The 11569-nt window shown below is 71.2% G+C and carries 15 protein-coding genes; 10 read left to right on the top strand and 5 right to left on the bottom strand.

Annotation, left to right across the window (positions count from 1 at the left end; all coding sequences use genetic code 11):
- Both AC1DP0_RS09970 and AC1DP0_RS09975 read right to left on the bottom strand, forming a co-directional pair.
- A partial coding sequence (locus tag AC1DP0_RS09970) for an AMP-binding protein (protein ID WP_478084180.1) occupies nucleotides 1-331 on the bottom strand: 331 nt, incomplete at its 3' end.
- A 137-nt stretch (nucleotides 332-468) separates the two neighbouring features.
- Nucleotides 469-753 (bottom strand): hypothetical protein, encoded by a 285-nt coding sequence (locus tag AC1DP0_RS09975; protein WP_478084183.1) that lies wholly within the window; start codon nucleotides 751-753, stop codon nucleotides 469-471.
- A gap of 160 nt (nucleotides 754-913) precedes the next feature.
- Between AC1DP0_RS09975 and AC1DP0_RS09980 the strand changes: the two genes are divergently transcribed.
- Nucleotides 914-1288: an ANTAR domain-containing protein gene (locus tag AC1DP0_RS09980; RefSeq protein ID WP_478084185.1), complete on the top strand. Its 375-nt coding sequence runs from the start codon at nucleotides 914-916 to the stop codon at nucleotides 1286-1288.
- Between the two features lie 32 nt (nucleotides 1289-1320).
- Here AC1DP0_RS09980 and AC1DP0_RS09985 read toward each other — a convergent pair whose 3' ends face one another.
- A complete protein-coding gene (locus AC1DP0_RS09985; protein WP_478084186.1) occupies nucleotides 1321-2064 on the bottom strand; it encodes an ANTAR domain-containing protein in 744 nt (247 codons plus the stop codon).
- A 141-nt stretch (nucleotides 2065-2205) separates the two neighbouring features.
- Between AC1DP0_RS09985 and AC1DP0_RS09990 the strand changes: the two genes are divergently transcribed.
- The 5 genes from AC1DP0_RS09990 (at nucleotide 2206) to AC1DP0_RS10010 (ending at nucleotide 5749) form a co-directional block, all read left to right on the top strand.
- Nucleotides 2206-2904: an ANTAR domain-containing protein gene (locus AC1DP0_RS09990; protein ID WP_478084187.1), complete on the top strand. Its 699-nt coding sequence runs from the start codon at nucleotides 2206-2208 to the stop codon at nucleotides 2902-2904.
- 100 nt (nucleotides 2905-3004) lie between these two features.
- Nucleotides 3005-3661: an HAD family hydrolase gene (locus AC1DP0_RS09995; RefSeq protein ID WP_478084189.1), complete on the top strand. Its 657-nt coding sequence runs from the start codon at nucleotides 3005-3007 to the stop codon at nucleotides 3659-3661.
- 149 nt (nucleotides 3662-3810) lie between these two features.
- On the top strand, nucleotides 3811-4638 hold the full coding sequence (locus AC1DP0_RS10000) for a hypothetical protein (RefSeq protein WP_478084192.1): 828 nt from the start codon (nucleotides 3811-3813) through the stop codon (nucleotides 4636-4638).
- A complete protein-coding gene (locus AC1DP0_RS10005; RefSeq protein WP_478084193.1) occupies nucleotides 4635-5123 on the top strand; it encodes a phage holin family protein in 489 nt (162 codons plus the stop codon). Before AC1DP0_RS10000 ends, AC1DP0_RS10005 begins: the two co-directional genes overlap by 4 nt.
- 2 nt (nucleotides 5124-5125) lie before the next feature.
- A complete protein-coding gene (locus AC1DP0_RS10010; protein ID WP_478084197.1) occupies nucleotides 5126-5749 on the top strand; it encodes a DUF3618 domain-containing protein in 624 nt (207 codons plus the stop codon).
- Nucleotides 5750-5849: 100 nt separating this feature from the next.
- Here the strand turns inward: AC1DP0_RS10010 and AC1DP0_RS10015 are convergent, their stop codons facing one another.
- A complete protein-coding gene (locus tag AC1DP0_RS10015) occupies nucleotides 5850-6716 on the bottom strand; it encodes a sigma-70 family RNA polymerase sigma factor (protein ID WP_478084199.1) in 867 nt (288 codons plus the stop codon).
- A 213-nt stretch (nucleotides 6717-6929) separates the two neighbouring features.
- Between AC1DP0_RS10015 and AC1DP0_RS10020 the strand changes: the two genes are divergently transcribed.
- On the top strand, nucleotides 6930-7154 hold the full coding sequence (locus AC1DP0_RS10020; protein WP_478084201.1) for a hypothetical protein: 225 nt from the start codon (nucleotides 6930-6932) through the stop codon (nucleotides 7152-7154).
- A gap of 47 nt (nucleotides 7155-7201) precedes the next feature.
- On the opposite strand, the gene AC1DP0_RS10025 is transcribed toward AC1DP0_RS10020, so the two are convergent.
- A complete protein-coding gene (locus tag AC1DP0_RS10025; protein ID WP_478084202.1) occupies nucleotides 7202-7576 on the bottom strand; it encodes a histone-like nucleoid-structuring protein Lsr2 in 375 nt (124 codons plus the stop codon).
- Nucleotides 7577-7750: 174 nt separating this feature from the next.
- Between AC1DP0_RS10025 and AC1DP0_RS10030 the strand changes: the two genes are divergently transcribed.
- Genes AC1DP0_RS10030 through AC1DP0_RS10040 form a run of 3 tightly spaced genes read left to right on the top strand, consistent with a single transcriptional unit; the run spans nucleotide 7751 to nucleotide 11503 of the window.
- Nucleotides 7751-8791 carry an iron ABC transporter substrate-binding protein gene (locus AC1DP0_RS10030; RefSeq protein ID WP_478084203.1) on the top strand — a complete coding sequence of 347 codons (1041 nt, stop codon included), beginning with the start codon at nucleotides 7751-7753 and terminating at the stop codon, nucleotides 8789-8791.
- Nucleotides 8792-8798: 7 nt separating this feature from the next.
- Nucleotides 8799-10346, top strand: coding sequence for an ABC transporter permease (locus AC1DP0_RS10035; RefSeq protein WP_478084204.1), 1548 nt, complete (start codon nucleotides 8799-8801; stop codon nucleotides 10344-10346).
- Nucleotides 10343-11503 (top strand): ABC transporter ATP-binding protein, encoded by a 1161-nt coding sequence (locus tag AC1DP0_RS10040; protein WP_478084206.1) that lies wholly within the window; start codon nucleotides 10343-10345, stop codon nucleotides 11501-11503. The genes AC1DP0_RS10035 and AC1DP0_RS10040 overlap by 4 nt, the downstream gene beginning before the upstream one ends.
- Nucleotides 11504-11569: the final 66 nt, after the last annotated feature.

Raw genomic sequence — 11569 nt, forward strand, 5'->3', positions numbered from 1 at the left:
CCGAGAAGACGAGGTCGGCCCGCTCCTGGGGGTCGTCGACGTCGACGGGCACGTAGGCGGCCCCGGCGTGCAGGATCCCGAGAACGGCGACGTAGAGGTCGACGGTCCCCGAGGGGGCCCGCACGCCCACCCGGTCCCCCCGGCATACGCCCGCTGCCGCCAGCTCGACGGCCAGGCGCCGGGCCTGCTCGGTGAGCTCCGCGTAGGTCAGGACCCGGCGGGTGTCGTCGAGCGCCGGGGCGTCGGGATGGCGCGACGTGACGTCGGCGAGCACGTCGACGAGCGTCCGCGGCCCGGGAGCACGGTCACCGGCCAGCAGGGGATCCACCACGCGCACTCCTCTTCACGGCCGCCGCCGGCGGCAGCGACCTCCGGCACCTCGAACCTAGCGCCGCTGGGTGAATGCAGGATGCGGCCGGGAGGATTGCGGCGCGTTCGGGGCGAGCCGGGCACGACCCGGTCGGACGGTCAGCGTGGGTCCCCCTCGCCGACACCGAGGCGGACCTTCCCCTTGCTGGGGCAGTCCTCGACGTGGGCGAGCGCGTCCTTGCGGGCCTTGTCCCGCGCGCGCCGGGCCGGACCCGTCCAGTCGCAGCTCTTGCAGTAGCCGAGGACGAAGGAGCCGTCCTCCTGCGTGCTGTCGGCGTCGACGCGTTCCAGGACCGCATGGTGCTTGTGCCCCTCGCCGTCCTTCACCGTCAGGTCGTCACCACGCCGCTTGAAGAACCGCGGACCTCGTCCAGACTTCGCCATACCGACATCGTCGCCTGTCCCGGGGCCGGCGACCAGCGAGGGCCCGTCAGGGGAGGGCAATGGCGCTCCGGGATCTAGCCAGCGCGCGACCTCCTTCGTACGCTGGACGGGAGCCCGAACCGCGGCCCGCACGTATCGAGAAGAGCCACAGGAGTATGCCGTGAGCCAGCGCCGTGCATCTGTGTCCCCGTCCGAGTCCCAGTCCCTGGCGGAGTCCCTGGCGGAGTCCCTGCGGGGGGCCCGGCCCCATGCCCACCCGGGGCTCGTGGAGCCGCCCGAGCGGTTCCTGCCCGAGACGACGGAGGAGTACCTCCTCGACGCACTCGAGCGCCTGGACGCCTCCGAGATGCGGGCGGGGCACCTCACCAGCGCCCTCGTGCACTCCCGCACCATCGGCGCGGCGATAGGCGTGCTCATGGCCATGGAGAAGATCACCGAGGCCGAGGCGTTCGACCGCCTGCGTGAGGCGAGCATGGGTCAGAACCGCAAGCTGCACGTCATCGCCCACGAGGTCGTGGACCGGGGAGCCCTGTAGCCGACGAGCCCCCGGCCCGACGCAGGGACCGGCTAGCTGCGGGCGGGCGGGGTCACGTCGACGACGCCCGTGTCGATGACGTCCAGGGCGACCTCGTGCAGCTTGCGGTTCGCGTTCTGGCTCGCGATCCGCAACAGGTCGAAGGACTGCTCCCTCGTCAGCTTGTGCTGGCCCATGAGCACGCCCACGGCCGTGGCGATGTCGCGGTTGGAGACGAGAGCCCGCTGGAGGTTGCTCGACCGGTCGAGCAGGTGGGCTGCCGACACGGCCTGCGCAGCGTGCGTCGTGAGGAGCAGGCCCTCCGCCAGGTCGTGCTCGTCGAAGGCGCCCACCTGGTCGGAGTAGAGGTTCAGGCCGGCGATGACTCCGCTGGACTCGAGGTTCATCCGGTAGGACAGCATGCTGCGCAGGCCCAGCTCGGCCACCACGCGACGGCCGTACTCGGGCCAGCGGTCGTCGGCCTCGAGGTCGTCCGGCTGGTAGATCGCCTGGTCCACGATGGCGTCGATGCAGGGGCCCGAGCCCAGCGCGTACTGGATCGCGTCGGCGCGCCTGGCGATGTCGTCCGTGGCCGCAGCCGTGACGAAACGGTCGTGCTCGACGGTGGTCATGCTGGCCGCGCGTGCAGCCGGCACCCGCTCGACGGCGAGCTTGAGGACGGCTTCGTAGGGGTTGGAGTGCGGTGAGTGGGAGAGCTCGTCACCGAGGCGTTCGAAGTCCTCGGCCACCCGGCGCAGGTGGTCGGCGACGTCCGGCCTGTTCGTCGTGTCGTTCATCCGTGGGCTCCGCAGTCTCGAGGGAGGGTGGAGGGTAGGGGGCGGGTTTGCTCCTACCGGCCCGGAGGTTCACCTACCCACGCCACGCGGGGAGGCAACGCCGGTGCTGGGGTTTCAACGGCGGATGGGTAAGGAGCGGTCGTGGAACCCATTCCGGAGACGAGAGAGGCCCTGCGGCGGCTGGGCGAGCTCGGTGACGATCAGCTCGGGCGAGATCTCGAGGACGCAGCGTCAGCGGTGGGACGTCGGGTGCCGGGGCTCGTGGGCTTCAGCATCAGTGTCCTCGAGCAGGACATCACGTTCACCTACCTCACCACCGCCCAGCCACTGGCCGGTCTCGACGCCCTGCAGTACCTCGACGGAGGCCCGTGCGAGCAGGCCGTCTCCACCGGGGAGGCGGTCGCGGTGGACCACGAGGATCTGCTGGACGAGGGTCGCTGGCAGCTGTTCGCGGGTGCGAGCGGGAGCTGTGGGGTGGCCAGCACGCTGTCTCTGCCCATCCTCGCCGGACCGGACGTCGTCGGGAGCGTCAACATCTACGGCGCGGCCGCCGACACCTTCAAGGGCCGGCACGAGGAGCTGGCCGGACTCTTCGGCGCCTGGGCGCCGGGCGCCGTCACCAACGCCGATCTCTCCTTCAGCAGCCGGCTCAGGGCCACTGGGGCCGTCCAACGGCTGGAGGACCTGGCCCTGGTCGACCTGGCGGTCGGGGTTCTCGTCGCGGCCCAGACGATCCCCCCGAGCGAGGCACGGCACCGTCTGGACCGCGCCGCCGCGCGCGCCGGCGTGAGCGTCGTGGACGTCGCTCGTCTGCTCGTCGACGCCGGCCCCGAGAACTGACCTGCTCGCGGGGCAGTCGCGAACCCGTCTGCCAGCCGTCGCCCAGCCGTCGTGGGACTGCCTTCGGGTGCGGAGCGCCCGAGCGGGGTAGGTCTCACCCATGATCGACACTGTCATCCTCGACGTCGACGGAACCCTCGTCGACAGCAACTACCACCACACCCTGGCCTGGTCGCGCGCGTTCGGGCGACACGATCTGGACCCGCCGCTGTGGCGTATCCATCGGGCGATCGGGATGGGGGGCGACAAGCTCGTCGCCGAGGTCGCAGGTCACGATGTCGAGAAGGAGCTCGGCGACGCCCTGCGCGAGCAGTGGACCGAGGAGTTCGACCAGCTCATCGGGGAGGTGCAGCCCTTCCACGGCTCCCGCCACCTCCTGGAGATGCTCAAGGAACGCGACCTGCGCGTCGTGTGCGCGAGCTCGGGGCAGCCACAGCACGTCGAGGCCTTCCTGGACCTGTTCGACGGACGCTCCGTGGCAGACGCCTGGACCACCGCCGAGGACGCGGAGGAGAGCAAGCCGGCGGCCGACCTGCTCCTCGCGGCACTGGCCCGGGTCCATGGCTCGAGTGGCGTGATGGTCGGTGACGCGACCTGGGACGCGCGAGCGGCTGTCGCTGCCGGCATGCCGTCGATCGGACTGCGCACCGGCGGCTTCGGCGACGCCGAGCTGCGCGACGCCGGGGCACTGGACGTCCTCGACGGGCCGCAGGCCCTGGCGGACGCGGTGAAGCGGGGGTTGCTGGACCGCCTCTGAGCCAAAGGTCGCCGTTGGTGGTTTGCGCGTGTGCCAGACGGGTACACCATCCATCAGGACGGCGCTCAGCATCCCGACGCTCAAGAAGTGGGCCGGACACGGGACGCGCGCCGATCTCGGAAGGGGTCTACGTACTCATGACCGATCGAATGACCGAACGTTTCGAATCCCCCCAAGCATCGAGCACGGCCGTCGGAAACGACGCCGGCTTCGGCTCGTCGGGTGAGCCCGGCGCCAAGGAGCACGCCGGCGCGGTGGCCCAGGATGCCAAGGAGAGCACGAAGAGCGTCGCCTCCACGGCGGCCTCGGAGGCCAAGGACGTCGCCCACGAGGCGCGGACGCAGCTGCGTCAGCTCTTCGAGCAGCTGACCGGTGAAGCCACCGACCAGGCCTCCGGACAGACGCAGCGTGCTGTCCAGGGTCTGCGGTCCCTCGGCAGCGAGCTCTCCGGCATGGCCGAGAGCCAGCAGGGCGAGTCCGGCATGGCCGCGGACCTGGCACGCCAGGGCGCCTCGCGGCTCGACGCCGCCGCCAGCTGGCTCGAGAACCGGCAGCCGGGCGAGATCCTCGACGAGGTCCGCTCCTTCGCCCGCCGGCGTCCCGGCGCCTTCATCGCCGGGGCCGCGATCCTCGGCCTCGTCGGGGGCCGCATGACCCGTGGCCTCACCGCCGACTCCTCCGGCGGCCAGGCTCAGTCCTCGCTCGCGCAGGCGAGCCCGTCGGTTGCGACCTACGGTGGTACGACCGCTCCCGCAGGTGTCGTGCCCGCCTACGACGCTGACGTCCCCGTCGGTGTCGGCACCGGGGCGGCCTATGGCGACGACACGGCCTACGGCACCGACACGGCATACGTGGTCGAGCAGGTCGAGCCGGTCGACCTGAGCGACACCGACCCGACGCGGGTCGATGCGGGCATCGACCCGGCCACCTACACCCACCCCGGATCGTCCACGGGGGTCCCCGGGGAGTCGCGATGAGTACCGCACTGCCCGAGGGGCAGTACCGCGGTCCCGCCGGGGCCGAGCCGGGCTATGAGCCGGGCTACGAACCCACCCACCAGACCGGGCACGAGAAGGCGGAGTCGGCCTCCATCGGTGAGCTGGTCGCCGACGTCAGCCAGGGTCTGTCGACGCTGCTGCGTCAGGAGATCGCGCTGGCTCGCGCCGAGGCGAAGCAGTCCGTCAGCCAGGCCGGCAAGGCCGGTGGCAAGTTGGGAGGTGCCGCGCTCGCCGGCTGGATGGCGCTGCTCTTCCTCTCCATCGCGGTGTGGGAGTGGCTGTCGTCCGCTCTCAACAGCCGGGGCTGGGCGGCCGTCATCGTGATGGCGGTGTGGGCCATCGTCGGGGCCGTCCTGTTCAGCCTGGGACGGCGCGACCTGAAGAACATCCAGGGATTGGAGCGCACCGTGGCGACCACGAAGCAGGTCCCCGAGGCGCTCAAGGGACACGAGGAGACGTTGTGAGCATGAACTACCAGTCCACCAGCGATGACCCGGAGGTCATCCGCGCCGAGATCGAGCGCACGCGGAGCGAGCTGAGCCGCGACGTCAATGCACTCGGTGAGTCCGTGACACCCGGCAACATGGCCCGCAAGGGAGCTGACAAGGTCAAGGGCCGTGCGGTCGGGCTGAAGGACCAGATCATGGGGTCGGCCTCGGACGCCGGCCACGCGACGTCCGACAGCGCGTCGTCGATGGCCTCGAGCGTGGGCGACACGGCCCACGGTGCGGCCAGCTCCGTCAAGCGTCAGGCCCGCGGAAACCCTCTGGCGGCAGGGCTCATCGCCCTGGGAGCCGGTTGGCTCCTTGGCTCGCTGCTGCCGGCGAGCAGCAAGGAGGCGCAGGTGGCCGAGGCGGTCAAGGACCGCGCGGCGCCAGTGCTGGACGAGGCCCAGTCGACCGTCAAGCAGATGGCCCAGGAGAGCGCCGAGCACCTCAAGGAGCCGGCGCAGGACGCGGTGCAGACCGTCAAGGACCGCGCCCAGGACTCGGTGCAGACCGTGAAGGAGGAGGGCACCTCCGCGGCCCAGGACGTGACCGAGAGCGCGAAGAGCCACGCGGACGAGGCCGGCGCCACCTCGGGCGGCTGACCCCGCTGACGCACGGTTCGACGAGCACAGCTCGACGTGAACGGCTCCCGACCGCACTTCAGCGGTCGGGAGCCCTTCTCGTTCGTGCGGTCGAGACCCGTCAGGATGCGGGGCTGAGCCGCACGGCCTCCTGCGCCGTCTCGCGGCCCTCATCGGTGAGCCCGTCGTCCGGGGAGTTGCCGGCCTGGGCGTTCAGCTGGTCGTGCAGGCGAGTGGTGATGCGTCGCAGGCGGCGCGAGACCTGCATCTGGCTGACGCCGCGCGCCTCGCCGATCTCGCGCTGGGTCATGCCGTCCACGTAGCGCATGAGCAGCAGCTCGCGCTCCTCGTCGTCGAGCTCGCTCAGGACCTGGGTGAGGCAGACGCGGTCGTCGGCCGCCTCGAGGTCGTCGTCCGGGCAGGCCAAGAAGGCTGCCAGCCCGGGCCGTTCGTCGTCAGCGGGGCTGCAGTCGAGGGACAGGGGGCGGAAGCCCGTGGCAGCGGCGAAGGCCTCCCGGACCTGGTCGACGCTCGTCCCGACGGCCTCGGCGAGGTCGGCGTCGGTGGGCGTGGTGCCCAGCTCCTGCTCCAGCGCGGAGCGGACGGCCTGCAGGTCGGCCCGCAGCTCCTGGAGGCGCCGTGGCGGGCGCACGACCCAACCGCGATCGCGGAACCAGCGCTTGAGCTCGCCGGAGATGGTCGGCACGGCGTAGGCGGCGAACGACGGCGCGTGGCCCGGCTCGTAGCGGCGGACGGCTTTGACGAGCGCGAGACGGGCGACCTGGACGAGGTCCTCCTGCTCGATTCCGCGGCCGTCGTAGCGGCCTGCCATGGTCGAGCAGAGGTCGAGGTAGAGCAGGACCACCTGCTCGACGACCCGGTCCCTCTCCTCCTCGGACGTGGCCGCGGCGAGCTCCTCGAAGAGCTCGGACGTCCGTGCGTCGCGATCGGTGAACGCGGGCCGGGGGGGAACAGAATGGCGCGCCATGACTCATCTCCGGTGGTACGGATGACGGAGTCGGCGCTGTGGTTGGACCGCTCTGACCCTCCGAGCCTGCCACGACCGGCCGGCGCATGCAATCCCCGCCATCCCGGAGGCCGCTTTCGGGACGGTCGCCCGCTGCGCCCGGCGACGGCGTGTCGTGGCCGTCCCGGTAGCCTGAGCCCGGCCGTCCACCCACTGATTCGGAGACTACAGAACGTGACGTCGCAGCCTGACTGGAGAAGCGGGACCCCACACCCCACGGGCGGCTACGACAAGGTCATCGTCGCTCGCGGCGACACCCTGTACTTCACCGCGGCCCGGTTGCACCGGCTCGACGGGCCGGCCGTGGAGGCCGAGGACGGCTCCGTGCAGTACTGGGTCCACGGCAAGCGGGTGACGGAGCAGGAGTACCGCGAGCGCGGGACGAGCCGGCAGGACTGACAGCAGGCCACGGCGGGCCCGACCAGAGCCGACCAGGGCCGTGCTCCCTAGCGCTGGGCGTCCTTGTAGGCCTTGACGACCGTCTGCGGGATGCGACCGCGGGCGGGCGCGTGGTGTCCGTTCTCGGCCGCCCAGGCGCGGATGAGCGCGTTGCGGGACTCGCCCACGGCGGGCAGCACGGTGGTGAGGCGCGCGCGGGTGTGGAGGGTCTCGAGGGTGTCGACGGCGCCGGGCTCGTCGCGGCGCTCGGCACCAGCTCGCCGGGCTCTGGACACCCAGCTGTCGAGGGACGAGCGGAGCTCTCCGGCGTTGGCCGCGGACAGGTCGATCTCGTAGGAGCCCCCGTCGATGCCGAAGGTCACCGTCTGGTCGGCGTCCGACCCGTCGAGGTCGTCGACGAGGGACACGATGGTCTGACGCATGACCCAAGCGTAGTGGGGCGCCAGCACGGCCACGGAGCAGCGGCAGGCGTGTCCCGCACGTTCCGGTGGAGGTGGTCGAGAGCACGCCCGACGGCATGTAAGGTAAGCCTTACCTACTTGGACGTGCCGGTCGCCAGACCGGCACGTTCCTTCCGGATCACGAAGGCAGCTCACATGACCTCCCGCCCCCACACCCTGATCGGCGTCGCCATGGCGACGGCCGGAGCCCTCGCCCTGACGGCCTGTGGCTCCGGATCGTCCGCGAGCGGCGGAGCGAGCGCCGGCACGGGCAGCATCACCGTCTACAACGCGCAGCACGAGAGCCTCACGAAGGAGTGGGTCGACGCGTTCACGAAACAGACCGGGATCAAGGTCACGGTCCGCAACGGCGACGACACCGAGATGTCCAACCAGATCGTGCAGGAGGGAGCGGCGTCGCCGGCCGACGTCTTCCTCACGGAGAACAGCCCCGCCATGACGCAGGTCGAGAACGCCGGCCTCTTCGCCGACGTCGACAAGGCCACGCTCGACCAGGTCCCCGCCGAGTATCGCCCGTCCACGGGCAAGTGGACCGGCATTGCGGCCCGCTCGACGGTCCTCGTCTACGACAAGCGCAAGGTCCAGGCCAACCAGCTTCCCGCGTCGATGCTCGATCTCGCGAAGCCCGAGTGGAAGGGCCGCTGGGCCGCGTCGCCGTCGGGAGCCGACTTCCAGGCGATCGTCTCCGCGCTGGCGGCCCTCAAGGGTGAGGCCGCGACGAACGAGTGGCTGACGGCGATGAAGACCAACGCCAAGGTCTACAAGGGCAACAGCACCGCGATGAAGGCGGTCAACTCCGGCGAGGTCGAGACGGCGCTGATCTACCACTACTACTACTACGGCGACCAGGCGAAGACCGGCGAGAACTCGGCCAACGTCGGCACCCACTACTTCAAGCACCAGGACCCGGGCGCCTTCGTCTCGGTGTCCGGTGGCGGGGTGCTCAAGTCCTCGAAGAACGCCGCGGCCGCCCAGTCGCTGCTGAAGTTCATCACGGGCAAGGCCGGCCAGGAGGTGCTGCAGAAGGGCACGTCCTTCGAGTACGCCATCGGCTCGGCTGTGCCCTCCAACCCGGCGCTCGTGCCCCTCAAGGACCTCCAGGCACCGACGGTCGACCCCGCCAAGCTCAACTCCGCCACGGTCACCGATCTGATGACCCAGGCTGGTCTGCTGTAGTTCTCCGGTGACCACGGACCTGACTGCGCTCCGGGAGCACCGGCGACCGCCGGTGCTCCCGGTGCTCGCGGTGCTCATCGCGTTGTTCTCGCTCATGCCCCTCGGCTACGTCCTGGCGATGACCGTGGCGACCGGCTGGGACACCGCCGTCGGTCTGGTCTTCCGGGCCCGCGTCGGCGAGCTGCTGCTCAACACCGTCCTGCTCATGCTGTTCTCGGTGCCGCTGTGCCTCGTGCTCGGCGTCGGCGGAGCCTGGCTCGTCGAGCGGACCCGGCTGCGCGGCAACAGGTTCTGGGCGCTCGCCCTCGCCGCACCGCTGGCCATCCCGGCGTTCGTCAACAGCTACGGCTGGGTGTCAGCCGTCCCGTCCCTCGGCGGTCTCTGGTCGGGCGTGCTCATCTCGGTCCTGTCCTACTTCCCGCTCGTCTACATCCCGGCCGCCGCGACGATGAGCCGCCTCGACCCGGCGCTCGAGGAGTCGGCGGCCTCCTTGGGGCTCGGGTCCTGGCAGGTGTTCCGCCGGGTCGTGCTCCCTCAGCTGCGGCTCGCGATGACCGGTGGTGCGCTGCTCGTCGGCCTGCACCTGCTGTCCGAGTACGGCGCCTTCGCGATGATCCGCTTCGACACCTTCACGACGGCGATCATGGTGCAGTACCAGTCGACGTTCAACGGCGCCGCCGGCAACATGCTCGCGAGCGTGCTCGTCGTCCTGTGCCTGTTGCTCCTCGTCGCCGAGGTGCGCAGCCGGGGCACCGCGCGCTACGCCCGCGTCGGCTCCGGTGGCCAGGCAGTGCCGGGGCGTATGCCGCTGGGCCGCCTCCACGCCCCGGCGCAGCTCTCGCTCCTGCTCCTCGTCGTGCTCGCCGTCGGCGTTCCGATGTGGTTCGTCGTGCGGTGGGTCGTGCTCGGCGGCTCGGCGATCTGGGTGCCGGACGAGCTCGTCCCGGCCCTGCTCCAGACGCTGCTCTACGGCGTGGCCGGTGCGGTGGCGACGACCCTGGTGGCGTTCCCGATGGCGTTCCTCGCGGTGCGCCGGCCGAGCTGGTTCACCCGATCGCTCGAGCTGTCCAACTACGTCACGAGCTCGATGCCCGGCATCGTCGTCGGCCTCGCCTTCGTCACGGTGAGCATCCGCCTGCTTCCCGGGATGTACCAGACGGCGTTCGTGCTCGTCGCGGCCTACGTCCTGCTCTTCCTGCCCCGCGCGCTCGTCAGCCTGCGGTCGGGTCTCGCCCAGGCCCCGCGTGAGCTCGAGGAGGCCGCGCAGGCGCTGGGTGTGCGCCCCTTCGCCGCGTTCGCCCGGGTCACGCTACGACTCACGGCGCCGGCGGCCGCCGGGGGAGCGGCGCTCGTCTTCCTCGCCATCGTCAACGAGCTGACGGCGACCCTGCTGCTCTCACCGAACGGCACGCGCACCCTCGCGACGCAGTTCTGGGCCAAGAGCAGCGAGATCGACTACGCCGGCGCCGCCCCCTACGCCCTGCTCATGGTCGTGCTCTCGGCGCCGATGACCTATGTGCTCTTCCAGCAGTCGAAGAAAGCGGCCGGACAATGACACCGACACCCCTGACCAGCCCCCAGACCTCGACCGTCGCGACGGTCGGCTACCACGACCCGGGTGCGCGCGGTCGACTCGAGGTCAGCGGACTCGTGAAGAGCTTCGGATCCCAGCAGGTGCTGCGCGGGGTCACGCTGTCGGTCGACCCGGGCAGCACGACGGCCATCGTCGGACCGTCCGGCTCGGGCAAGACGACCCTGCTGCGGCTCATCGCCGGCTTCGAGCGGGCCGAGGCAGGCTCGGTGACGTTGAGCGGGCGCTCGCTCGCGGGCGTGGGCGCCTGGGTGCCGGCCCACCACCGCGACGTCGGTTACGTGGCCCAGGACGGGGCGCTCTTCCCCCACCTCACCGTGGGGCAGAACGTCGCCTTCGGCATCGACACCGCGCGGCTGCCGAAGGGCCGCAAGGCCACCCAGGCCAGGGTCGCGGAGCTGCTCGAGATGGTCTCGCTCGACGCGGCACTCGCGGCCCGCCGTCCGCACGAGATCTCGGGCGGGCAGCAGCAGCGCGTCGCGCTCGCGCGGGCCCTTGCCCGCGAGCCCGAGCTCATGCTGCTCGACGAGTCCTTCTCCGCGCTCGACGCGGGGCTGCGGGTCGCGACCCGGCGCACGGTGGCCAAGGTCCTGCACGACGCCGGCATCACGACGGTCCTCGTCACCCATGACCAGGCCGAGGCGCTCAGCTTCGCCGACCAGGTCGCCGTGATGCGCGACGGTCTCCTCGCCCAGGTCGACAGCCCGCTCGAGGTCTACACCCGACCGGTGGACCGTGCCACGGCGGAGTTCCTGGGCGACGCCGTCATGCTCGAGGCCTGGGTCGAGGGCGACACCGCCTCGTGCTCCCTCGGAGCCGTCCGGCTGGCGCCGACGACCCGTCGAGGCCGCGTGCAGCTCATGCTCCGCCCGGAGCAGATCCGCGTCGACGAGGACGGTCCGATCCGCGGCGTCGTCGTCGACACCGACTACTTCGGTCCCGAGAGCACGGTCCGGCTCGAGCTGACGTCGGGGCGTGAACCGGGTTGCGAGACATCGGCGCTCGCCCGCGGGGGAGAGATCATCAGCATCCGTCACTCCAACGCGTTCATCGCCGCGAAGGGCACCGAGCTCCGCCTGCGCATCGAGGGCGAGGCCATCGCCTTCCCGCCCGACGCCTGAGCCTCAGGGCATCGGCACCGGGACGTCGGTGCCACCCTGCGGTGTGACCCGGGTGCGCATCTGGAC

The organism is Terrabacter sp. P5_B1, assembly GCF_056400505.1.

What these genes read in the sequence shown, in the direction of transcription:
- AC1DP0_RS09985 (WP_478084186.1), bottom strand. Translation starts at nt 2,064, where the DNA reads ATGAACGACACGACGAACAGGCCGGACGTCGCCGACCACCTGCGCCGG.
- AC1DP0_RS10030 (WP_478084203.1), top strand. Translation starts at nt 7,751, where the DNA reads ATGACCTCCCGCCCCCACACCCTGATCGGCGTCGCCATGGCGACGGCC.
- AC1DP0_RS10025 (WP_478084202.1), bottom strand. Translation starts at nt 7,576, where the DNA reads ATGCGTCAGACCATCGTGTCCCTCGTCGACGACCTCGACGGGTCGGAC.
- AC1DP0_RS09975 (WP_478084183.1), bottom strand. Translation starts at nt 753, where the DNA reads ATGGCGAAGTCTGGACGAGGTCCGCGGTTCTTCAAGCGGCGTGGTGAC.
- AC1DP0_RS09995 (WP_478084189.1), top strand. Translation starts at nt 3,005, where the DNA reads ATGATCGACACTGTCATCCTCGACGTCGACGGAACCCTCGTCGACAGC.
- AC1DP0_RS10005 (WP_478084193.1), top strand. Translation starts at nt 4,635, where the DNA reads ATGAGTACCGCACTGCCCGAGGGGCAGTACCGCGGTCCCGCCGGGGCC.
- AC1DP0_RS10040 (WP_478084206.1), top strand. Translation starts at nt 10,343, where the DNA reads ATGACACCGACACCCCTGACCAGCCCCCAGACCTCGACCGTCGCGACG.
- AC1DP0_RS10000 (WP_478084192.1), top strand. Translation starts at nt 3,811, where the DNA reads ATGACCGAACGTTTCGAATCCCCCCAAGCATCGAGCACGGCCGTCGGA.
- AC1DP0_RS10015 (WP_478084199.1), bottom strand. Translation starts at nt 6,716, where the DNA reads ATGGCGCGCCATTCTGTTCCCCCCCGGCCCGCGTTCACCGATCGCGAC.
- AC1DP0_RS10010 (WP_478084197.1), top strand. Translation starts at nt 5,126, where the DNA reads ATGAACTACCAGTCCACCAGCGATGACCCGGAGGTCATCCGCGCCGAG.